Source organism: Streptomyces sp. NBC_00091 (genome assembly GCF_026343185.1).
Classification (GTDB): domain Bacteria; phylum Actinomycetota; class Actinomycetes; order Streptomycetales; family Streptomycetaceae; genus Streptomyces.
In genome coordinates this window covers 134739-158090 of record NZ_JAPEMA010000003.1, presented here as the reverse complement: position 1 = coordinate 158090, position 23352 = coordinate 134739, and the positions used below count along the sequence as shown (strand labels likewise).

At 74.8% G+C, this 23352-nt stretch carries 7 protein-coding genes; all 7 read left to right on the top strand.

The annotated features are described in order from the left end of the window. The first annotated feature begins 7 nt into the window (after positions 1–7). The 7 genes from OOK34_RS31895 (at position 8) to OOK34_RS31865 (ending at position 23311) form a co-directional block, all read left to right on the top strand. A complete protein-coding gene (locus tag OOK34_RS31895) occupies positions 8–11272 on the top strand; it encodes a type I polyketide synthase (protein WP_267037625.1) in 11265 nt (3754 codons plus the stop codon). Positions 11273–11303: 31 nt separating this feature from the next. Then, a complete protein-coding gene (locus OOK34_RS31890) occupies positions 11304–18161 on the top strand; it encodes a type I polyketide synthase (RefSeq protein WP_267037624.1) in 6858 nt (2285 codons plus the stop codon). 182 nt (positions 18162–18343) lie between these two features. Further along, complete coding sequence (locus tag OOK34_RS31885; RefSeq protein WP_267037623.1) at positions 18344–18730, top strand: nuclear transport factor 2 family protein; 387 nt, start codon at positions 18344–18346, stop codon at positions 18728–18730. A gap of 69 nt (positions 18731–18799) precedes the next feature. Further along, positions 18800–19582, top strand: a complete 783-nt coding sequence (locus OOK34_RS31880; RefSeq protein WP_323183515.1) for an alpha/beta fold hydrolase — start codon at positions 18800–18802, stop codon at positions 19580–19582. Between the two features lie 59 nt (positions 19583–19641). Continuing rightward, complete coding sequence (locus tag OOK34_RS31875; protein ID WP_267037622.1) at positions 19642–20463, top strand: class I SAM-dependent methyltransferase; 822 nt, start codon at positions 19642–19644, stop codon at positions 20461–20463. Positions 20464–20732: 269 nt separating this feature from the next. Continuing rightward, positions 20733–21686: an ABC transporter ATP-binding protein gene (locus OOK34_RS31870; RefSeq protein ID WP_267037621.1), complete on the top strand. Its 954-nt coding sequence runs from the start codon at positions 20733–20735 to the stop codon at positions 21684–21686. Then, positions 21683–23311 (top strand): ABC transporter permease, encoded by a 1629-nt coding sequence (locus tag OOK34_RS31865; RefSeq protein WP_267037620.1) that lies wholly within the window; start codon positions 21683–21685, stop codon positions 23309–23311. The genes OOK34_RS31870 and OOK34_RS31865 overlap by 4 nt, the downstream gene beginning before the upstream one ends. Positions 23312–23352 lie beyond the last annotated feature (41 nt).

The following is a 23352-nucleotide window of genomic DNA, read 5'->3' as shown; positions in this document are numbered from 1 at the left end:
AGTGACGTTGAGCACGAACAATGAAGACAAGCTCCGCGAGTATCTGAAGCGGGCCACCGCCGACCTGCGCAACGCGCGCCGGCGCGTCAAGGAGCTCGAAGAGCCCGAGCCCGTGGCCATCGTCCGCATGGCCTGCCGCTTCCCCGGACAGGTCGCCACGCCCGAACAGCTGTGGGACCTCGTCGCCGACGGCCGTGACGGCATCGGCGGATTCCCCGAGGACCGCGGCTGGGACCTGGACGCCCTCTACGACCCCGACCCCGACCGGATCGGCACCTCGTACACCAAGCAGGGCGGTTTCCTCCAGGACGTCCCGCGCTTCGACGCGCAGCTGTTCGGCATCTCGCCGCGCGAGGCCCTCGCCATGGACCCGCAGCAGCGGCTGCTGCTGGAGGCCTCCTGGGAGGTCATGGAGCGCGCCGGATACGACCCGACGTCGCTCAAGGGCAGCCGCACCGGCGTGTTCGTCGGCGCCTCCTCCTCCAGCTACGCCACCGACCTCGACTCCGTCCCCGACGACGTCGAGGGCTACCTCGGCACGGGCAGCGCGGCCGCCGTGGTCTCCGGGCGCCTCGCCTACACCTTCGGGCTGGAGGGTCCGGCGGTCACCGTCGACACCGCCTGCTCCTCCTCGCTCGTCGCCCTGCACCTGGCCGTACAGGCCCTGCGCCAGGACGAGTGCTCCCTCGCCCTGGCCGCCGGCGTCACCGTCATGTCCACCCCCGGTCTGTTCGTCGAGTTCAGCCGCCAGCGCGGTCTGGCCGCCGACGGCCGCTGCAAGGCCTTCGCCGACTCCGCCGACGGCACCGGATTCGCCGAGGGCATCGGCGTCCTGCTGCTGGAGCGGCTCTCGGACGCGCGCCGCAACGGCCACGAGGTCCTCGCCGTCATCCGTGGTTCGGCCGTCAACCAGGACGGCGCCAGCAACGGCCTGACCGCCCCCAACGGCCCCTCCCAGATCCGCGTCATCAAGCAGGCCCTCGCCAACGCCCGCCTCGGCGCCCAGCAGATCGACGCCGTCGAGGCCCACGGCACCGGCACCACCCTCGGCGACCCCATCGAGGCGCAGGCCCTGCTGGCCGCCTACGGCAAGAACCGCCCCGAGGACCGGCCGCTTTGGCTCGGCTCCGTCAAGTCCAACATCGGCCACACCCAGGCCGCCGCCGGCATGGCCGGCGTGATGAAGATGGTCATGGCCATGCGCCACGGCCTGCTGCCCCGCACCCTCCACGTCGACGCGCCCACCAGCCAGGTCGACTGGTCCGCCGGCTCCGTACGGCTGCTGCGCGAACCCGTCGAGTGGACCTCCCGCGACGGCGGCCCGCGCCGCGCCGGCGTCTCCGCCTTCGGTGTCGGCGGCACCAACGCCCACGTCATCCTCGAACAGGACGCCCACGACGGCCCCGACGCCGACGCGGACACCAGCCGCGCCGGCGACGGGAGCGCCGCCGCCCCGGCCACCGTCCTGTCCACCCCGCTGATCCCGTGGGCCCTCTCCGGCCACACCCCGGGCGCCCTGCGCGCCCAGGCGGACCGGCTGCGCGCCTTCGCCGCCCGCGAGAGCGCGCCGGGCCCCGCCGACGTCGCCCACTCCCTGGCCACCACCCGCGCCGCCCTGGAGCAGCGCGCCGTGGTCGTCGCCGTCGGCGACAACGGCTTCCAGGAAGGCCTCGCCGCCCTCGCCGACGCCGCACCCGGCTCCACCACCGTCGTCCGCGGCGCCACCCTGCCCGGCTCCGGGACCGTCCTCGTCTTCCCCGGCCAGGGCTCCCAGTGGGCGGGCATGGCCGAGGAACTGTACGAGGCGTCGCCGGTGTTCGCGGCCCGCCTGGACGCCTGTGCCGAGGCGCTGGCCCGGTACACCGACTGGTCGCTCCTCGACGTCCTGCGTCAGGAGGACGGTGCGCCCGGTTTCGACCGGGTGGACGTGGTCCAGCCGGCGCTGTGGGCCGTGATGGTCTCCCTCGCCGAGCTGTGGCGGGCCGCCGGGGTGGTTCCGGCGGCCGTCATAGGCCACTCGCAGGGTGAGATCGCGGCCGCGGCCGTCTCGGGCGCGTTGTCGCTCGAGGACGCGGCGAAGGTGTCCGCGCTGCGTGCCAAGGCGATCGTGGCGCTGGCGGGCAAGGGCGGCATGGTGTCGGTGGCGGACGTCGCCGGCGCGGTGGCGGAACGTATCTCCGCCTGGGGCGAGCGGCTCTCCCTCGCCTCCGTCAACGGCCCCCGCTCCACCGTCGTCTCCGGCGACCCCGAGGCTCTCGACGAGCTGATGGCCGCCTGCGAGGCCGACGGCGTCCGCGCCCGCCGCATCAACGTCGACTACGCCTCGCACTCCGCGCAGGTCGAATCGATCCGCGACGAGGTCATCGGCCTGCTGGCCGGGATCCAGCCGCGCACCGCCGAGACCCCCTTCTTCTCCACCGTCACCGCCGGATTCCTCGACGGCACGGAGCTCGACGCCGAGTACTGGTACACCAACCTGCGCACCACCGTCCGCTTCGAGGAGGCCGTCCGCGCCCTCCTCGCCGAGGGCCACGGCATCTTCGTCGAGTCCAGCGCCCACCCCGTGCTGACCGTCGGCGTCCAGGAGACCATCGACACCACGTCCGCCGCCGCCGTCACCCTCGGCTCCCTGCGCCGCGACGAGGGCGGCTCACGCCGCTTCCTCACCTCCCTCGCCGAAGCCTGGGTCCACGGCGCCGGCGTCGACTGGGCCACGCTCGTCGCCCCGCACGGCCCCCGCACCGTGGAACTGCCCACCTACGCCTTCCAGCAGCAGCGCTACTGGCTGGAGGCCACCGGGACCACCGAGGCCACGGGCGGGACACTGCCCGCCGACGAAGCCGAGGCACGCTTCTGGGACGCCGTCGAACGCGAGGACCTCGAAAGCCTCGCCGGCACCCTCGACCTGGAGGAGCGCCGCTCCCTGGGCGAGCTGCTGCCCGCACTGTCCTCCTGGCGGCGCCGCCGCCGCGAACGCTCCACCGTCGACGCCTGGCGCTACCGCGTCTCCTGGGACCGGCTCCCGGAGCCCGCCCCGGCGCCGCTGACCGGCACCTGGCTGGTCGTGCTGCCCGCCGACCCCGCCCACGAGTCCCTGGCCGCCGACTGCGCCGCCGCGCTCGCCCGGCACGGTGCCTCGACGGTGACCGTACGCGTCACCGGCACCGACCGGACCGCGCTCGCCGAACTGATCCGCACCGCCGTCGCCGCCGCCGGGATCACGGGCGTCCTCTCCCTCGCCGGCCTCGGCGCCGACGGCGCCCTGCACAGCCTCGTCCTGGTCCAGGCCCTCACCGACGCCGGCGTCACCGGCGCCAAGCTGTGGACCGTGACCCGCGGCGCCGTCTCCACCGGCCGCTCCGACGACGCCGCCGACCCCGCCCAGGCACAGGTCTGGGGCCTGGGCCGGGTCGTCGCACTGGAACAGCCCCGCAGCTGGGGCGGACTCGTCGACCTGCCGCCGGCCGCCGACGAACGCGCCCTGACCCGGCTCGTCCAGATCCTCGCCGGAGGCGCCGGCGAGGAGGACCAGATCGCCGTCCGCGGCTCCGGCACCTTCGGCCGCCGCCTCGTCCGCGCCGCCCTCGAGGACCGCGAACCGGCCCGCGACTGGCGCCCGCACGGCACCGTCCTCGTCACCGGCGGCACCGGCGGAGTCGGCGCGCACGTGGCCCGCTGGCTCGCCGCCGCCGGCGCCGAACGCCTCGTGCTGGCCGGCCGCCGCGGGCCCGACGCCCCCGGCGCCGCCGAACTCCTCACGGAGCTGCGCGCCCTGGGCGCCGAGGCCGAAGCCGTGGCCTGCGACGTCGCCGACCGCGACGCGGTCGCCGCGCTGCTGGCCGCCGTACCCGCCACCACCCCCCTCACCGCCGTCGTGCACGCCGCGGGCGTCCCCCAGTCCACCGTCCTGGAGGACGTCACGCCCGAGGAGTTCGAGCGGGTCCTCGCCGGCAAGGCCGCCGGCGCCACCCACCTCGACGAACTCCTCGGCGAAACCGCCCTGGACGCCTTCGTCCTGTTCTCCTCCAACTCCGGGGTATGGGGCGCCGCCGGGCACACCGCCTACGCCGCCGCCAACGCCCACCTCGACGCGCTCGCCGAACGCCGCCGGGCCCGCGGCCTCACCGCCACCTCCGTCGCCTGGGGCGCCTGGGGCGGCGGCGGGATCATGGAGACCGCCGGCGCCCAGGAGTACATGAGCCGCCGCGGTGTCCTGGAGATGGACCCGGTGACCGCCCTGTCCGCGCTGCTCCAGGCCGTCGAACACGACGAGGCGTTCGTCGCCGTCGCCGACGTCGACTGGTCCCGCTTCGCGCCCGGCTTCACCGCCACCCGCCCCAGCCCGCTGCTCACCGGCATCCCCGAGGCCCGCGAGGCCACCCGGGCCGCCCGCCCCGACGAGGACACCGACGGGGAGGGCCCCTCGGGAGAGTTCGCCCGGCGCCTGCGCCAAGCCCCCGAAGGCGAGCGGGACACCATCCTGCTCGACCTGGTCCGCCGGGAAGCGGCCGCCGTCCTGGGCCACCCCTCCCTCGACGCGATCGAGCCCGGACGCGCCTTCAAGGCGACCGGCTTCGACTCGCTGACCTCCGTCGACCTGCGCAACCGGCTCACCGCCGCCACCGGCCTCACCCTGCCCGCGACGATGGTCTTCGACCACCCGACCCCACAGGCCGTCGCCGAACTGCTGCGCACCGGACTCCTCGGCGACGGGGACACCGCCACCACGGCCGGCGCCGCCACCACGCGGGCCACCGCCTCCGACGAGCCCATCGCCATCGTCTCCATGAGCTGCCGCTACCCCGGCGGGATCACCTCGCCCGAGGACATGTGGCAGCTCGTCGCCGAAGGCCGCGACGCCATCGGCGGCTTCCCCACCGACCGCGGCTGGAACCTCGACGGCTTCTACGACCCCGACCGCGCCAAGGTCGGTACGAGCTACGTCCGCGAGGGCGGCTTCGTCGACACCGCCACCCACTTCGACCCCGGCTTCTTCGGCATCTCGCCCCGCGAGGCCCTCACCATGGACCCGCAGCAGCGCCTCCTCCTGGAGACCGCCTGGGAGGTCTTCGAACGAGCCGGCCTCGACCCGGACACCCTCAAGGGCAGCAGCACCGGCGTGTTCATCGGAGCCGGATACCCCGGCTACGGCCACGACGTGCAGATGCCCGAAGGCTCCGACGGCCAGATGCTGTTCGGCGCCTCCGCCGCCGTCGCCTCCGGCCGCCTCGCCTACACCTTCGGGCTGGAGGGCCCGGCGGTCACCGTCGACACCATGTGCTCCTCCTCCCTGACCGCCCTGCACCTCGCCGTGCAGGCCCTGCGCACCGGGGACTGCCGCATGGCGCTCGCGGGCGGCGCGATGGTCATGTGCTCGCCCGGCGTCTTCATCGGCTTCAGCCAGCAGGGCGGACTCTCCCCGTCCGGCCGCTGCAAGTCCTTCTCCGAGGACGCCGACGGCACCGGCTGGTCCGAGGGCGTCGGCGTGATCATGCTGGAGCGCCTCTCCGACGCACAGGCCAACGGCCACCAGGTCCTCGCCGTCATCCGCGGTACGGCCGCCAACCAGGACGGCGCCAGCAACGGCCTCTCCGCCCCCAGCGGCCCCGCCCAGCAGCGCGTCATCCGCGCGGCCCTCGCCGACGCCGGACTCGAACCCGCCGACGTCGACGCCGTCGAGGCGCACGGCACCGGCACCACCCTCGGCGACCCCATCGAAGCCCAGGCCCTGCTCGCCACCTACGGCCAGGCCCACACCGCCGAGCAGCCCCTGTGGCTGGGCTCCCTGAAGTCCAACCTGGGCCACTCCCAGGCCGCCTCCGGCGTCGCGGGCATCATCAAGACCGTCATGGCGCTGCGCCACGGCATGCTGCCCAAGACCCTCCACGTCGCCGAGCCGGCCCGCGAGATCGACTGGTCCTCGGGCGCCGTGGAACTGCTGACCGAGGCCCGGCCGTGGCCCGAGACGGGCCGCCCGCGCCGCGCCGGCGTGTCCTCCTTCGGCGGCAGCGGCACCAACGTCCACGTCGTGCTGGAGCAGGCGCCGCAGACCGAGGAGCCCGCCCGCGTACCCGCCGTCCCGGCCTTCCCGGCTGCCGCACTGCCCTGGATCGTCTCCGGGCGCGGTACGGCCGGCCTGCGCGGCCAGGCCGGGCGGCTGCGGGAGTTCGCCGCGGCCGACGGCGCCGAGGCGCTGCGCCCGGTGGACGTCGCCTGGTCGCTGGCCACCAGCCGGGCCGCCCTGGAACGCCGCGGCGCGGTCCAGGCCGACGACCGCGACGGACTCCTCGCCGGGCTCACCGCCCTGGCCGAGGGCACGCCCGGCGTCGGCGTCACCGAGGGCGCCGTCGTCAAGGGCACCGGCCGTCCGGTGTTCGTCTTCCCGGGGCAGGGCTCCCAGTGGGCGGGGATGGCGGTGGAGCTCTACGACTCCTCGCCGGAGTTCGCCGCCCGCCTCGACGACTGCGAGCGCGCTCTGGCCCCGTACACGGACTGGTCGCTCCTCGACGTCCTGCGCCAGAAGGACGGTGCGCCCGGTTTCGACCGGGTGGACGTGGTCCAGCCGGCCCTGTGGGCCGTGATGGTCTCCCTGGCCGAGCTGTGGCGTGCGGCCGGAGTCGTTCCGGCGGCCGTCGTCGGCCACTCCCAGGGCGAGATCGCCGCTGCCGCCGTCTCCGGCGCGTTGTCGTTGGAGGACGCGGCGAAGGTGTCGGCGCTGCGTGCCAAGGCGCTGCTGGCGCTGGCGGGCAAGGGCGGCATGGTGTCGGTGGCCGACACCGCCGATGCGGTGGCGGAACGTATCTCCGCTTGGGGTGAGCGGCTCGCGCTGGCCTCGGTCAACGGTCCGCAGTCCACGGTGGTTTCCGGTGACCCCGAGGCCCTGGACGAGCTGATGGCCGCCTGCGAGGCCGACGGCGTCCGCGCCCGCCGCATCAACGTCGACTACGCCTCGCACGGTCCCCAGGTCGAGTCCATCCGCGACGAGGTCATCGGCCTGCTGGCCGGGATCGAGCCGCGCACCGCCGAGACCCCGTTCTTCTCCACCGTCACGGGGGAGTGGGCCGACGGCTCCGAGCTGGATGCCGAGTACTGGTACACCAACCTCCGCCGCACCGTCCGTTTCCAGGACGCCATCGCCGCTCTCCTGGAGCGCGGCCACAAGGTCTTCGTGGAGTCCAGTGCCCACCCGGTGCTGACCATCGGCGTCCAGGAGACCATCGAGGCCGCCGGCACCTCCGCCGTCACCCAGGGCACACTGCGCCGCGACGAAGGCGGGGCCCAGCGCTTCCTGGCCTCCCTCGCCGAGGCCTGGACCCACGGCGCCCCCGTCGACTGGCAGGCCGTTTACGCCGGCCAGGACGCCGCGCGCATCGACCTGCCGACGTACGCCTTCCAGAACGAGCCCTTCTGGCCGGACCCGCTGCCGCCCTTCTCCGGCGACGCCACCGGCTTCGGGCTCTCGGACGCCGGGCACCCGCTGCTCGGTGCGGCCGTGAGCCTCGCGGGCGGCGAAGGCCTCCTGTTCACCGGCCGGATCGCCCCCGACACCCAGTCCTGGCTCGCCGACCACGCGGTGTCCGGCACGCCCATCCTCCCCGGCACCGCCTTCGTCGAACTGGCCGTCCGCGCCGGCGACGAAGCCGGGTTCACATTGCTGGACGAGCTCACCCTCGAAGCACCGCTGGTCCTCCCGGCCCGCGGCGGTGTCCACCTCCAGGTGCTGGTCGGCCCCGAAGGCGGCTCCGGCACCCGTCCGGTCACCATCCACTCCCGCGCCGAGGACGCCCCCGCCGACCTGCCCTGGACCCGCCACGCCAGCGGTGTCCTCACCCGGGACGCCGGCGCCCCCGGCCACGACCTGACCGCCTGGCCGCCCGTCGGCGCCGAGCCCGTCGACCTCGACGGCTTCTACGCCGCCGCGGCCGAGACCGGCTACCAGTTCGGCCCCGCCTTCCAGGGCCTGCGCGCCGCGTGGCGCCAGGAGTCCACCGGGGACGTCTTCGCCGAGGTCGCGCTGCCCGACAGCCACCAGGGCGAAGCGGCCCGGTACCTCCTGCACCCCGCACTGCTCGACGCCGCGCTGCACGCCATGCGGCTCGGCGAGTTCATCGAGCTGACCGGCCAGGCCCGGCTGCCCTTCGCCTGGAGCGGCGTCGCCCTCCACGCGGCCGGCGCCGGCACCCTGCGGGTCCGCGTCAGCGCGGCGGGCACCGACACCATCGCGGTGGACGTCTGCGACGCGGCCGGCGCACCGGTCGCCACCGTCGACGCGCTCGTACTGCGTCCCGTCGACACGGCCACCCTGCGCCAGGGCGGCGACGGCGGCACCGACGGGCTGTTCCGCCTCGAATGGACGGAACTGCCCGCCCACGCCGATGCCTCCGCCGCCGGGAACTGGGCCGTCATCGGCTCCGCCGCACCCGGCATCGCGGCCGCCCTGGAGGGCGCGGGCGCTGCCGTCGACCGGTACGAGGACCTCGCGGCCCTCGCCGCCGCCGACGGCGCGGCCCTGCCGCAGACCGTGGTCCTGCCCTACGGAGCCCCGGACGCGAGCCCGAGCCCGGACGGCGCACTCGCCGAGGTCCACGCCGAGGCGGCCGCCCTGCTCGCCACCGTGCAGGAGTGGGTGGCCGCGGAACGCTTCGCCGGATCCCGGCTGGTCGTCCTCACCCACGGCGCGGTCGCCACCCGTACCGGCGAGGACGCCACCGGCCTCGCGCACTCACCCGCCTGGGGGCTGATCCGCTCGGCCCAGGCCGAGAACCCCGGCCGGCTCCTGATCGCCGACCTCGACACCACCGAGGAGTCCGCCGCCGCCCTGCGGGGCGCGGTCGCCGCGGCCCTCGTCCACGACGAGCCGCAGACCGCGCTGCGCGCCGGCACCGCCCTGGCGCCGCGCCTGGTCCGGGCCGGCTCGGGCACGGCCCTGCCGGTACCGGGCGGCGCCGCTGCCTGGGCCCTGGACACCACCGCCGCCGGAACCCTCGACCACCTGGCCCTGCGGCCCCGGCCGGAGGCGGCGCAGCCGCTGCCCGAGGGTGCGGTGCGCATCGCCGTACACGCCGCCGGGCTCAACTTCCGCGACGTCCTGGTCTCCCTCGGGATGTACCCGGGCGGCGGGTTCATGGGCTGCGAGGCGGCCGGTGTGGTCGTCGAAACCGGCCCGGGCGTCACCCACCTCGCCCCGGGCGACCGGGTGATGGGCATGGTGCCGCACGCCTTCGGCCCCCTCGCGGTCGCCGACGCCCAGATGGTGGCGCGCGTCCCCGAGGGCTGGTCCTTCGAGAAGGCCGCCTCGGTGCCCGCCGCGTTCCTCACCGCGTACTACGCGCTGGTGGACCTGGCGGGGCTGAAGGCCGGCGAGCGGGTGCTGGTGCACGCCGCGGCCGGTGGTGTGGGTTCGGCGGCGGTGCAGATCGCCCGGCACCTGGGTGCCGAGGTGTTCGGCACGGCCAGCGAGGGCAAGTGGGACGCGCTGCGCGCGGCCGGTCTCGACGACGCCCACATCGCCTCCTCCCGTGACGCCTCCTTCGAGGAGCGTTTCTCCACCGCCACCGGCGGCGAGGGCGTAGACGTCGTCCTGGACTGCCTGGCCGGGGACCTGGTCGACGCCTCGCTGCGGCTGCTGCCGCGCGGCGGCCGCTTCGTCGAGCTCGGCGCCACCGACGTCCGCGACGCCGCACAGGTCGCCCTGGACCACCCGGGCGTCCACTACCGCCGCTTCGACCTGGCCGAGGCCGGTCCGCAGCGCACCGCCGCGATGCTCACCGAACTGGCGGGCCTGTTCGAGACGGATGAGCTGCGGCCGCTGCCCACCCGCACCTGGGACATCCGGCGGGCCCCGGAGGCCTTCCGGTTCATGAGCCAGGCCAAGCACACCGGCAAGATCGTCCTGACGGTCCCGCAGGGCTGGGACCCGGCCGGCACCGTCCTGGTCACCGGCGGTACGGGCACCCTGGGCGCGCTGGTCGCCAAGCACCTGGTCACCGAGCACGGCGTACGGAACCTGCTGCTGGCCGGCCGGCGCGGCCCGGACGCCCCCGGGGCGGCCGAACTCGTCGCCGAGATAGCCGAGTTGGGCGCTACGGCCGAGGTCGTGGCCTGCGACGCCGCCGACCGCGACGCGCTGGCCGCCCTGCTCGCCGCCATCCCCGCCGACCGGCCGCTGACCGGGGTGGTGCACGCGGCCGGGGTCGTCGACGACGGAGTCTTCGCCTCGCTCACCCCGGCACGCATGGAGCGCGCCATGCGGCCCAAGGTGGACGCCGCGTGGAACCTCCACGAGCTCACCCGCGACCTGGACCTGAGCCGGTTCGTGCTCTACTCCTCGGCCGCGGGCGTGACCGGCAACTCCGGCCAGGCCAACTACGCCGCCGCCAACACCTACCTGGACGCGCTCGCCCACCACCGCCGGGCCCAGGGCCTGCCCGCCACCTCCCTCGCCTGGGGCATGTGGCACCAGACCAGCGAGCTCACGGCCGGACTCGACGACACCGACCTGGCCCGGTTCAGCCGCGGCGGCGTCACCCCGCTCACCGCGGAACAGGGCCTCGCCCTGTTCGACGCGGCCGTGGACCAGGACGAGGCACTGAGCGTCCCCGTCCGGCTCGACCCGGCCGCGCTGCGCGACTCCGCCGGCGGGGCCGGCCTGCCCGCGCTGTACCGCTCCCTCGTCCGCACCCCGGTGCGCCGGGCCGCGGGAACCGCCGCCACGGCGGAACCGGACGGCTCCGCGCTCACCCGCAAGCTCGCCGGGCTCTCCGCCGAGCGCCGCCGCACCGTGCTGCTGGACCTCGTACGGACCAACGTGGCGGCCGTCCTGGGCCACGCCAACCCCGGATCCATCGAGGCCGACCGGGCCTTCAAGGAGCTCGGCTTCGACTCGCTGACCGCCGTCGAACTGCGCAACCGGCTCGGCGCGGCCACCGGACTGCGGCTGCCCGCGACCATCGTCTTCGACCACCCCACCCCGGTCGAACTCGCGGACCACCTGCGGGACGAACTCGCCCCGGAGACCGGAGCGACGGACACCGGGGCGGACCCGACGGCGACGGGCGCACCGGTCGACGAGGCACACCTGCGGCGGGCCCTGGCCACCCTCCCGCTGGCCCGGCTGAGCGAAGCGGGTGTCCTCGACACGCTGCTGCGGCTGGCGGGCAGCCCGGCGGCCGAACCGCCCACGTCCGACCACACCGGGGCACGGGAGGACTCGATCGCCACGATGGACCTCGACGATCTCGTGTCCCTGGCCCTGGACGGCGACAACCACTGATCCGCGAAGACGAGATCCGGAGATCACATCCATGAGCACCCCCTCGGAAAAGGTCGTCGAAGCGCTGCGGGCGTCGCTGACGGAGACGGACCGGCTGCGCCGGCAGAACCAGCACCTGGTGGACGCCGCGCACGAGCCCATCGCCGTCGTCGCCATGAGCTGCCGCTTCCCCGGCGGCATCGAATCCCCCGAAGACCTCTGGGAGTTCGTCGCCAAGGAGGGGGACGCCGTCTCCGGCTTCCCCGACAACCGCGGCTGGGACCTCGGCGACACGGGAACGGTGCGCGAAGCCGCGTTCGTCCCCGACGTCGACGAGTTCGACGCCGCGTTCTTCGGGATCTCGCCGCGCGAGGCCCTCGCGATGGACCCCCAGCAGCGGCTGCTGCTGGAGGCCTCCTGGGAGGCGCTGGAGCGGGCCGGCATCGACCCGGTCCGGCTCAAGGGCACCCAGACCGGCGTCTACATCGGCGCCTCCCAGCCCTCGTACGCCCAGAGCCTCGGTGACGAGGCCGAGGGCGCCGAGGGGCACCTCGTCACCGGCTCCGTGGCCAGTGTGATCTCCGGCCGGCTCTCCTACACGTACGGCTTCGAGGGCCCCGCGGTCACCATCGACACCGCGTGCTCCTCCTCCCTGGTCGCCGTGCACCTCGCGGCCCAGGCGCTGCGCCAGGGCGAGTGCTCGCTCGCCCTGGCCGGCGGGGTCACCGTGATGGCGTCCCCCGGCCTGTTCGTGGGCTTCAGCGCCCAGGGGGTCATGGCGTTCAGCGGCCGCTGCAAGGCGTTCGCGGCCGGCGCCGACGGGACCTCCTTCTCCGAGGGCGTCGGCCTGGTCCTGCTGGAGAAGCTCTCCGACGCGCGCCGAAACGGCCACGAGGTGCTCGCCGTCATCCGGGGCTCCGCCATCAACCAGGACGGCGCCAGCAACGGCCTCACCGCCCCCAGCGGCAAGGCCCAGCAGCGCGTCATCCGCGCCGCACTCGCCAACGCCCGGCTCACCCCCGACCAGGTCGACGCGGTCGAGGCGCACGGCACGGGCACCACCCTCGGCGACCCCATCGAGGCCAACGCCCTGCTCGCCACCTACGGGCGCGGCCGGCCCGAGGGCCGGCCGCTGCTGCTCGGCTCGATCAAGTCCAACATCGGGCACACCCAGGCGGCGGCCGGCGTCGGCGGCATCATCAAGACCGTCATGTCGCTGCGCCACGGGGTGCTCCCCAAGACCCTGCACGTGGACGCGCCCTCCCCGCACATCGACTGGGCCGCCGGCGACGTCGAACTCCTGCTGGAGTCCCGGTCCTGGCCCGAGACCGACCACCCGCGCCGGGCCGCCGTGTCCTCCTTCGGCCTCAGCGGCACCAACGCGCACGCCATCCTGGAAGCCGCCCCCGAAGCCCCGGAACCCCCGGTCGAGGCGCCCGCCGCCACCCCGGCCGTGGGCACGGGCGGCCCGCTCCCGTGGGTGCTGTCCGGCAAGGGAGCGGCGGCGCTGACCGCGCAGACCGCCCGCCTGCGGCAGTTCGTCCGGACCGATCCCGCACTGCGGCCGCAGGACGTGGCGCTCTCCCTGGCCGCGACCCGGTCGGCGTTCGACCACCGGGCCGTGGCGTTCGGCTCCTCCCGCGAGGAGCTGCTCGCCGCCCTCGACTCGCCCATCGCGGCGGGTGTGGCGGACGCGGGCGGCAAGACGGTGTTCGTCTTCCCCGGCCAGGGCTCCCAGTGGGCCGGTATGGGGGTCGAACTCCTCGACACCTCACCGGTGTTCGCGGACCGGTTCGCCGAGGTCGCGGCGGCCGTCGAGGCCCACGTCGACTGGTCGGTCGAGGAGGTGCTGCGCGGGGCCGGAGAGCTGACGCGCATCGAGGTGCTCCAGCCGGTGCTGTTCGCCGTGATGGTGTCCCTGGCGGAGCTGTGGCGTGCGGCCGGTGTGGTGCCGGACGCGGTCGTGGGTCACTCGCAGGGCGAGATCGCCGCCGCCGTCGTGTCGGGCGCGCTGTCGCTGGAGGACGGCGCCAAGGTGGTCGTGCTCCGTTCGCAGCTGTTCGCGGACGAACTCGTCGGCCGGGGCGCCGTCGCCTCGGTCTCCCTGGCGCGCGCCGAGGCCGAGTCGCGGATCGCCCCGTACGGGGACGCGCTGTCCATCGCGGGCATCAACGGTCCGCGCGCGGTGACGGTGGCCGGCGAGGTGGCCCCGCTGGAGGAACTGGTCGCGGCCCTGGAGGCCGAGGGGGTGCGGGCGAAGATCGTGCCGTCCACGGTGGCCTCCCACTGCGCCCAGGTCGACCGCCTCAAGGAGCGGATCCTGGACCTGCTGGGCTTCGTGGAGCCGCGGACCGGCTCCGTTCCGCTGTACTCCACCGTGACGGGTGAGGTGCTGGAAGGGCCGGAGCTGACCGCCGCCTACTGGTACGAGAACTGCCGGCGGCCGGTGTCGTTCGAGCCCGTCGTCCGCTCCCTCCTGGCGGAGGGCTTCCGGGCGTTCGTGGAGTCCAGTGCGCACCCGGTGCTCACGTACGGGCTGGTGGAGACGGCCGAAGCCGCGGGCGCCGAGATCCTGGCGACGGGCACGCTGCGGCGTGGTGAGGGCGGCCTGGCCCGGTTCACCACCTCGCTCGCCACCGCCTGGACCCGCGGCGTCGACGTCGACTGGAGCTCCGTCCTCACCGGCCGGGACGCCGCCGCCGTCGCCCTGCCCACGTACGCCTTCCAGCGCCAGAGCTACTGGCTCAAGCCCGCCCCCGTCCGGCCCGAAGCCCCCACCACCGGCCCCGCCACCGCCGACGAGACCGAGACCCGGTTCTGGGCGGCCGTCGAGGCCGAGGACCTGGAGGCCCTGGCCGGCACCCTCGCCCTCGAGGAGCGCCGGGCCCTCGGCGAGCTGCTGCCCGCCCTCGCCACCTGGCGGCGCGGACAGCAGGCCCGCTCCACCCTCGACTCCTGGCGCTACAAGGCCGCCTGGACCCCGCTGACCGCAGCCCCCGCCACCTCCGCCCCGGCCGGCACCTGGCTGATCGTCACCCCGCCCGCCGCCACCGGCGTGGCCGGCACGGTCGCCGCCGGCCTCGCGGCCCACGGCGTCGAGACCGTCGTCCTCGAGAGCGACCCCGCCACCGCCGACCGCGCGGCCCTCGCGGGCCGGCTCGGCGAGGCCACCGCCGCCCTGCCCGGCCTCGGCGGCGTCCTCTCCCTCCTCGGCCTCGACGAGGCGGCCGGCGCCACCGGCACCCACGTCCTCGTCCAGGCCCTGGCCGACGCCGGGATCACCGCCCGGCACTGGGCCGCCACCCAGGGAGCCGTCGCCGCCGGCCGCGCCGACGCCCCCGCCGTACCGGCACAGGCCCGCGTCTGGGGCCTCGGCCGGGTCATCGCCCTCGAACAGCCCGGCTGCTGGGGCGGCCTCGTCGACCTGCCACCGACCCTGGACCAGCGCGCGCTCGACCGGCTCGCCAAGGTCCTGGCCGGCGGCTACGGCGACGAGGACCAGGTCGCCGTCCGCACCAGCGGCGTCCTCGGCCGCCGCCTCGTGCGCTCCCCGCTCGGCGACCGCGAGCCGGTCCGCCGCTGGGAGCCGTCCGGGACCGTCCTGGTCACCGGCGGCACCGGAGGCGTCGGCGCGCAGGTCGCCCGCCGCCTCGCCGCCACCGGCGCCGCCCACCTCGTCCTCACCAGCCGGCGCGGCGCCGACGCCCCGGGAGCCGCCGAACTCGCCGCCGAGCTCCGCGCCCTGGGCGCCGACGTGACGCTCGCCGCCTGCGACGTGTCCGACCGCGGCCAGCTCGAGGCGGTCCTCGGCGCGATCCCGGCCGGGCAGCCCCTGACCGCCGTCGTCCACGCCGTCGGCGTACCGCAGTACACCCTCGGCGCCGAGACCACGGCCGCGGAGTTCGAACAGCTGTCGGCCGCCAAGGTGGCCGGAGCCGACCACCTCGAAGCCCTCCTCGACGGCACCGCCCTGGACGCCTTCGTCCTGTTCTCCTCCAACTCCGGAGTGTGGGGCGCCGCCCGGCACACCGCCTACGCCTCCGCCAACGCCTACCTCGACGCCCTCGCCGAACGGCGCAGGGCCCGCGGCCTGACCGCCACCTCCCTCGCCTGGGGCGCCTGGGGCGGCGGCGGCATGATGGAACTCGAGGGGGCGCAGGAGTACATGCGCCGCCGCGGCGTCCTCGAAATGGATCCGCAGGCCGCCCTGAACGCCATGGTCCAGGCCGTCGAACACGACGAGGCCTTCGTCGCCGTCGCCGACGTCGACTGGTCCCGCTTCGCGCCCGGCTTCACCTCCGAGCGCCCCAGCGCCCTGCTCACCGACCTCGTGCCGCAGGCCGCGCCCACCGCGCCCCAGCCCGTGGACGAGTCCTCCTCCGACCTGGTCCGCAGCCTGCGCGCGGCCTCCCCGGGCGAGCGCACCACCCTGCTGACCGACCTCGTACGGGCCCAGGCGGCCGCCGTGCTCGGCCACGCCTCGGGCGAGGCCGTCGAGGCGGGCCGGGCCTTCAAGGAACTCGGCTTCGACTCGCTCACCGTCGTCGAACTGCGCAACCGGATCACCGCCGCGACCGGACTGACCCTGCCGGCCACCCTGGTCTACGACCACCCGAGCCCGGTCGCCCTCGCCCGTTTCCTCGGCGCCGAACTCCTGGGCGCCGGCGAGCAGGAGACGGCCGCGCCCGCCACCGGCCAGGGCGCCGCCGAGGACGAGGACCCGGTCGTCATCGTCGGCATGAGCTGCCGCCTCCCCGGCGGCATAGAGACCCCCGAACAGCTGTGGCAGGCGGTCTCCGAGGGCGAGGACCTCGTCGGGGACCTGCCGCGCGACCGCGGCTGGCGGATCGCCGACCTCCCCGGTGAAGGCGAAGGCGAAGGCGCGGCCGACGGCGGGGGCGAGGAGGACTTCCAGGCCGTCAAGACCCTCAGCCAGGCCGGACTGCTGCGCGGCATCGGCGAGTTCGACGCCTCCTTCTTCGGCATCTCCGAGGCCGAGGCCCTCGTCATGGACCCCCAGCAGCGGATCCTGCTCGAAACCGCCTGGGAGGCGTTCGAGCGTGCCGGGGTCGACCCCCGCGGCCTCACCGACGAGCAGATCGGCCTCTACATCGGCGTCGGCTACCAGGGCTTCCTGCCCACGGAGCGGATCCCCGAGGAGAGCGAACCGCACTTCGGCAGCGGCATCGCCCCGGCCATCGCCTCCGGGCGGGTCGCCTACGCCCTCGACATCCACGGCCCGACCCTCACCGTCGACACCGGCTGCTCCTCGTCCGGCGTCGCCCTGCACCTGGCCGTGCAGTCGGTCCGGCGCGGCGAGTGCGCGATGTCCCTCGCGGGCGGCGTCACCGTCCTGTCCGCCCCGGTCGCCTGGCACCACATGGGCGGCGCCGCCGCCGACGGCCGCTGCAAGCCGTTCTCCGAGGACGCCGACGGAACCGGCTGGGGCGAGGGCGCCGGCATGGTGCTCGTCGAACGCCTCTCCCGGGCGCGGCGCCTGGGCCACCCGGTCCTGGCCGTCGTACGGGGCTCCGCCGTCAACCACCACGGCGCCGGCAACGGCCTCACCGCCCCCAGCGGCATCTCCCAGCAGCGCCTCATCCGCCAGGCCCTGGCCGACGCCGGCCTCAGCGCCCGGGACGTGGACGCGGTCGAGGGCCACGGCACCGGAACCCCGCTCGGCGACGCCATCGAGGCGGAGGCCCTGCTGGCGACGTACGGCCAGGACCGCCCGGCCGACCGGCCGCTGCTGCTGTCGACCGTCAAGTCCAACATCGGCCACCCGCAGTCCGCCTCCGGCGTCACCGGCGTCATCAAGACGGTGCTGGCCCTGCGCCACGCGCTGCTCCCGCAGACGCTGAACGTCAAGGAGCCCACCAGCCGCGTGGACTGGTCGGCGGGCGCCGTCCGCCTGGTCACCGAGCCCACCCCGTGGCCGGAGACCGGCCGCCCGCGCCGGGCCGGCGTCTCCTCGCTCGGCGCCAGCGGCACCCAGGTCCACCTGATCCTCGAAGCGCCGCCCGCCCCGGAGCCGGCCCCCGCCGGCCCGGCCCGTACCGCTCCGGGCACCGTCGCGGTCCCGCTGTCCGGCCGCACCCCGCAGGCGCTGCGGGCCCAGGCGGCGCGCATCGGCGCCGCACTCGCCGAGGACCCCGCCCTCGACCCCGCCGACGTCGGCTTCACCCTGGCCACCGGCCGGGCCGCCTTCGAACACCGCGCGGTGCTGCTCGCCGCCGGCCGCGAGGAGCTCCTCGAGGCGCTGGCCGCCGTGGAGCGGGGCGAGGAGCACCCCCGGGTCGTCACGGAAGGCACCGCGCGGATCGCGTTCACCGGGGCCGTACGCGGCCTCGCGGACGCCCTGTACGCGGCCCGGCCCGTCTTCGCCGACGCCTGGGACGCCGTACGCGCGCACCTCGACGTCCGGCTGGCGGCGCCCTTCCCGGCCGTGGCCGAGGCCTTCGCCGAGGAGGTGGCCCTGTTCCGGCTGTACGAGAGCTGGGGCCTGGCCCCGCAGGCGCTGCTGGTGTCCGGCCCCGGCCGGCTCGCCGCCGCGCACGTGGCGGGCGCGCTCACCCTGGAGCAGGCCGTCGAGGCGCTGGCCGTTCTCGCGGACGGAGGACAGCCCCGGGTGACGGGTGCCGCACGGCCGGAAATCGCCCTCCTGGACGCCGACTCCGGCGAACCGCTCGGCGAGGACTGGACGGAGGGCCTTGCCGAGGCCCTGGCCGCCGCCCCGGCCCCCGCCCCGTCGCCGGACCCGGTGGCCGGTGCGCCGCTGGCCCTGGCCGCGGCCTTCCACAGCGCCGGCGAGCCGGTCGGCTGGGCTGCGGTGTTCGAGGGCAGCGGAGCCCACGGCGTGGACCTGCCGACCTACCCCTTCCAGCGCGAACGGTTCTGGATCTTCGGCTGAGGCGCCCGGCGCCCGCGCACACCCCCTGATACCCGTCCACCCCCGGCCCTGACACCGGGGGTGGACGCGTGTCCGGCCCCGCCCGCACGGCGTCCCGCCCGGTGTCTTAAGCGCGGCTTTAAGCCACGCGCCTACGGTCACGCCCGCGTACGTACATCGATCACGACTGTGGAGGACCCCTCATGCTGGACGAGCAGAAGCGCAAGGAGATCATCGCGGAGTACTTCCGCAAGGTGAACGAGGGCGACATCGACGCCATCCTCACCCACTTCACCGAGGACGCCCGGATCGAGGACCCGGTCGGCCGTGAGCCCCGTGTCGGCCGCGCCGCCCACCGCGAGTACTTCCACAGCAACATCGCCGCCGAGGTCACCGTCGCCCCCGGCCACGCCTCCGTCGGCCAGGACGGCAAGCAGGTCGCCGTCCCGGTCGCCGCGACGATGACCAACATCCTCGACCCGAACCGCACCCGCACCAACATCAACGCGGTGGACGTCTTCACCATCAACGCCGACGGCCTGATCGAGGACATGCGCGTCTTCTGGGGCATGAGCGACATCGGCGTCTGAGCCACCCCACCGCGGCGCCGGAGCCCCGGCGCACCCGACAGGCGATCACGACCGAGGAGAGGTACGGAGATGAGCACCCCCGACGAGCACAGCGACCTGTGGATCCGGCGTTTCCACCCCGCGCCGGAAGCGCACCACCGCCTGGTGCTGCTGCCGCACGCCGGTGGCAGCGCGTCCTTCTTCTTCCCCTTCTCCAAGGAGCTGGCCGGGCACGCCGAGGTACTGGCCGTGCAGTACCCCGGCCGCCAGGACCGCCGCGCCGAACCGCCCCTGGACGACGTGGCCGAGCTGGTGGAGCAGATCCACCGGGCGCTGCTGCCCTGGACCGACAAGCCACTGGTGCTGTTCGGGCACAGCATGGGCGCGGTGCTCTCCTTCGAGCTCGCCCGCAGGTTCGAGCGCGAGGGCGTCCCGCTGGCCGGCCTGATCGCTTCCGGCCGGCGCTCGCCGACCGTCCGGCGCGAGGAGAACGTCCACACGCGCGGCGACGACGCGCTGATCGCCGAGATCCGGGCCCTCAGCGGCACCGACGCGGGCCTGCTGGCCGACGAGGAGCTGCTGCGCATGGTCCTGCCGGCCATCCGCAGTGACTACAAGGCCATCGAGACCTACCGCTACCGCCCCGACGGGCCCGGACCGGCCCTGAAGTGCCCGGTCAGCGTCCTGACGGGCGAGTCGGACCCGCGCGTGAGCGTCCCCGAGGCGATGGAGTGGCGGGAGCTGACCAGCGGAGAGTTCAGCCTGCGCAGCTTTCCCGGCGGGCACTTCTACCTGACCCCGCAGCAGGCGGGCGTGACCCGGGCGGTCATCGAGGACCTGGCGGCCTTCACCGCGGTGCCGGCGGGGCGCTGACGCCCGCGCGGCGGCCGCGGCCGTACCGATCGACCGAACGAACCGAGATGGGTGTCCCCATGCAGACCAAGGTGCAGTTCAGCGCGGCGACGAGAAACCTCCTCGTCGCCCTCTACTCACGGGCCCATGACGCCAAGTCGGGGCGCCCGATCCTGGGCGACCGCCTCGCGGTCCAGGCGGTCGAGTCCATCGAGGACTACGACGAGCTGAAGGTCCAGCTCAAGATGCGCGACGACGACGCTATCTCCCTCGCCATCCGCGGCAAGGAGGTGGACCGCTGGGTTCAGGACTTCCTGAGCCGCAACCCGCGCTCCGTCGTGCTCCACCTCGGCGCCGGCCTCGACGGCCGCGTCTTCCGCATCGAGCCCTCCGAAGACGTCGAGTGGTACGACCTGGACCTGCCGGAGATCGCGCAGATCTACCGCGACCTGTTCCCGGAGCGGGACCACCACCACGTCATCGGCGCCTCGGCCCTCGACCCGGACTGGCTGGACACGATCCCCTCCGACCGGCCGGTGCTCGTCGTCGCCGAGGGCGTCCTCGTGTACTTCACCGAGGAGCAGGTCCGCGACCTCATCACCCGGATCGTCGGCCGGTTCCCCAAGGGCGAGCTGCTGTTCGACGCCTACACGCCGTTCTCGGTGAAGGCGATGAACAAGCACTGGACGGTCAAGGCGACCGGCCAGCGCTTCATCTGGGGCCTGGAGGACCCGAAGACGCTGGAGCAGTGGGACCCGCGGATCGAGCACAAGATGGAGTGGACCTTCACCGACTCGCCGTACATCTCGCACATGCCGTGGATCTCGCGGGTCATGTGCAAGGTCATGAACGTGATACCGGTGCTGCGCAAGTACAACCGCGTGATGCGCTACACCTTCTGACGCCCCGTCGGGCGCAAGGGGCCCGGGAGCCGATCGGCTCCCGGGCCCCTCTTCGTCGTTCCCGGCGGACGGGCGAGGGGCGGGGCAACCCCTACCCGACACCCGTACGCACCCCTGAATCCGGCCAAGGGCAGGCCCTCACATTGCTCCGGAAAGGTGATCGGCGGAATGCTGATTTCCGGGCCGCAACCTGGCCGCGGTGCCGTCGTCTTCGGGAGTCGTACGGACGACGACTCCGATGAACACGACATCGTGAAAGGTGGTGTGCGGTGGCGCTGAGCGAGAATGCAATCGCCGCAACAGGACTGACCAAGAACTTCGGGAAGTTCCGGGCACTCGACGGACTCGACCTGAACGTCCGCACGGGCGAGGTGCACGGCTTCCTCGGCCCCAACGGGGCCGGCAAGTCCACCACCATCCGGGCCCTGCTGGGCCTGCTGAGGCTGGACGGCGGACAGGCCTCCCTGCTCGGGAAGGACCCCTGGGCCGACGCGGTGGAGATCCACCGCCGGCTCGCCTACGTCCCCGGCGACGTGAGCCTGTGGCGCAACCTGTCCGGCGGGGAGGCCATCGACACCCTCGGCGCCCTGCGCGGAGGCATCGACAAGGACCGCCGGACCGAGCTGATCGAACGCTTCCAGCTCGACCCGACCAAGAAGTGCCGCACCTACTCCAAGGGCAACCGGCAGAAGGTCGCCCTCGTGGCCGCCTTCGCCTCCGACGCCGAACTCCTCATCCTCGACGAGCCCACCAGCGGTCTCGACCCGCTGATGGAGGCCGTCTTCCAGGACAGCGTCAAGGAGGTCAAGCGGCAGGGCCGCACCGTCCTGCTCTCCAGCCACATCCTCGGCGAGGTCGAGGCCCTGTGCGACCGCGTCAGCATCATCCGCAAGGGCCACACGGTCGAGACGGGCACCCTCACCGAGCTGCGCCACCTCACCCGTACCGCCCTCTCCGTCGAGTCGGAGCGCGCCGTCACCGGTGTCGAGGCGCTCGCGGGCGTCCACAACGTGCAGGCCGAAGGCAACCACGTCCGCTTCGACGTGGACAACGGCAACCTCGACACCGTGCTCTCGCACGTGGCCTCCTTCGGCGTGCGCGCGCTCACCAGCACCCCGCCCACCCTCGAAGAGCTCTTCCTGCGCCACTACGGCGACCACGTGGAAGAGGGCGGCGAGCAGCAGAGCGGGCGGCGCGCCAAGGCGGGAGCGGGCGCGCGATGAGCGAGTACGCGAACACCCAGCCACTGCTCAAGCTCGCGCTGCGCAGGGACCGCATCCAGCTGTCCGTGTGGCTCTACGGGACCGCGGCGCTCGCCTACAGCGCGGCGGGCAGCGTCGGCAAGACCTACGCCGACGAGGCCGCCCGGACCGACGCGGTCAAGCTGCTCACCGACAACCCGGCCCTGCTGCTCACCCGCGGCGCGCCCGTCGGCACCAGCGAGGGCGCGCTCGCCATGGTGCAGGTCCTGACGTTCCTGTGCGTCCTGGCCGGTCTGATGAGCACCTTCGCCGTCGTGCGGCACACGCGCCAGAACGAGGAGAGCGGCCGCGCCGAACTCGTCGGGGCGGCCCCCGTGGGCCGTCAGGCGGGCCTCGCCTCGGCCCTGCTGCTGGCCCTCCAGGCCAACGTGGGCCTGTTCATCTTCCTCGGCATCGTGCTGCCGCTGGCCGGGCTGCCCATCGGCGGCTCGCTCGTGGCCGCCGCGGCCGTCGCCGCGACCGGGCTCGCCTTCGCGGGCGTGGCCGCCATCACGGCCCAGCTGTCCGGCACCTCACGGGGCGCCAACTCGCTGGCCGGCGTGGTGATCGCCGCCGCCTTCCTGATCCGCGGCATCGCCGACGCCGGCGGAGAGGTGCAGGCGTCGGGCACGGTCGTGGAGAGCTCCTGGCTGTCCTGGCTGTCGCCCATCGGCTGGGCCCAGCAGACCAGCCCGTTCGGCGAGGACAACTGGTGGGTCCTCGTGGTCCCGCTGCTGTTCGCGGCCGCCACGGCGGTCGTCGCGCTGCGCCTCTCCGCGCGCCGCGACCTCGGCGCCGGCGTGTTCGAGGACCGTCCGGGGCCGGCCGCCGCCGCACCCGGCCTGACCAGCCCGTACGGGCTGGCCAGGCGCCTGCACCGCGGCTCGCTGATCGGCTGGGCCGTGGGCATCGCCGTGCTCGGCGCGGTGATCGGCGGCATGGGCAAGTCGGCCGGGGACGCGCTGAAGGACAACGCCGACCTCACCGAGACCCTCGGCAAGATCGGCGGCGGGGGCGGCGCCCCCGTGGACACCTTCTTCGCCTCGATGATGGTCATGGTCGGCGCGATCACGGCGGGCTTCGTCGTGCAGGCGCTGCTGCGGCTGCGGGCCGAGGAGACCTCCGGGCGGCTGGAGTCCCTGCTGGCCACCGCCATCGGGCGGGGCCGCTGGGTGGCCAGCCACGTGGCCGTCGCGGTCGTGGGCTCGCTGATCCTGCTGCTCGTCGCCGGACTGGCCGCGGGCCTCACCTACGGGGCCGCCGCGGGCGACGTCGGCGCGGGCGTGGCCGACCTGACCGGGGCGGCGCTGGTCCAGGCCCCCGCGGTGCTGGTGCTCGCCGGCGTCGTGGTGCTGGTGTTCGGCCTCGCGCCGGCGGCCTCCTCCGGCGCCGCGTGGGGGGCGCTCGCCCTCTGCCTGGTCGTCGGACAGCTCGGCGCCCTGCTGAAGCTGCCCCAGGCGGTGCGCGACATCTCGCCCTTCAGCCACCTGCCGGCACTGCCCGCGGTGGATGCCGAGGCGCTGCCGCTGGTGCTGCTGACCGCCGTGGCGGTGCTGCTGCTGTGGGCGGGCACCGCCCTGTTCGGGCGGCGCGACCTGGCCGCCTGAGCCCGGGCCGCGACCCGGCGTACGAAGAGGCCGTCCGCACC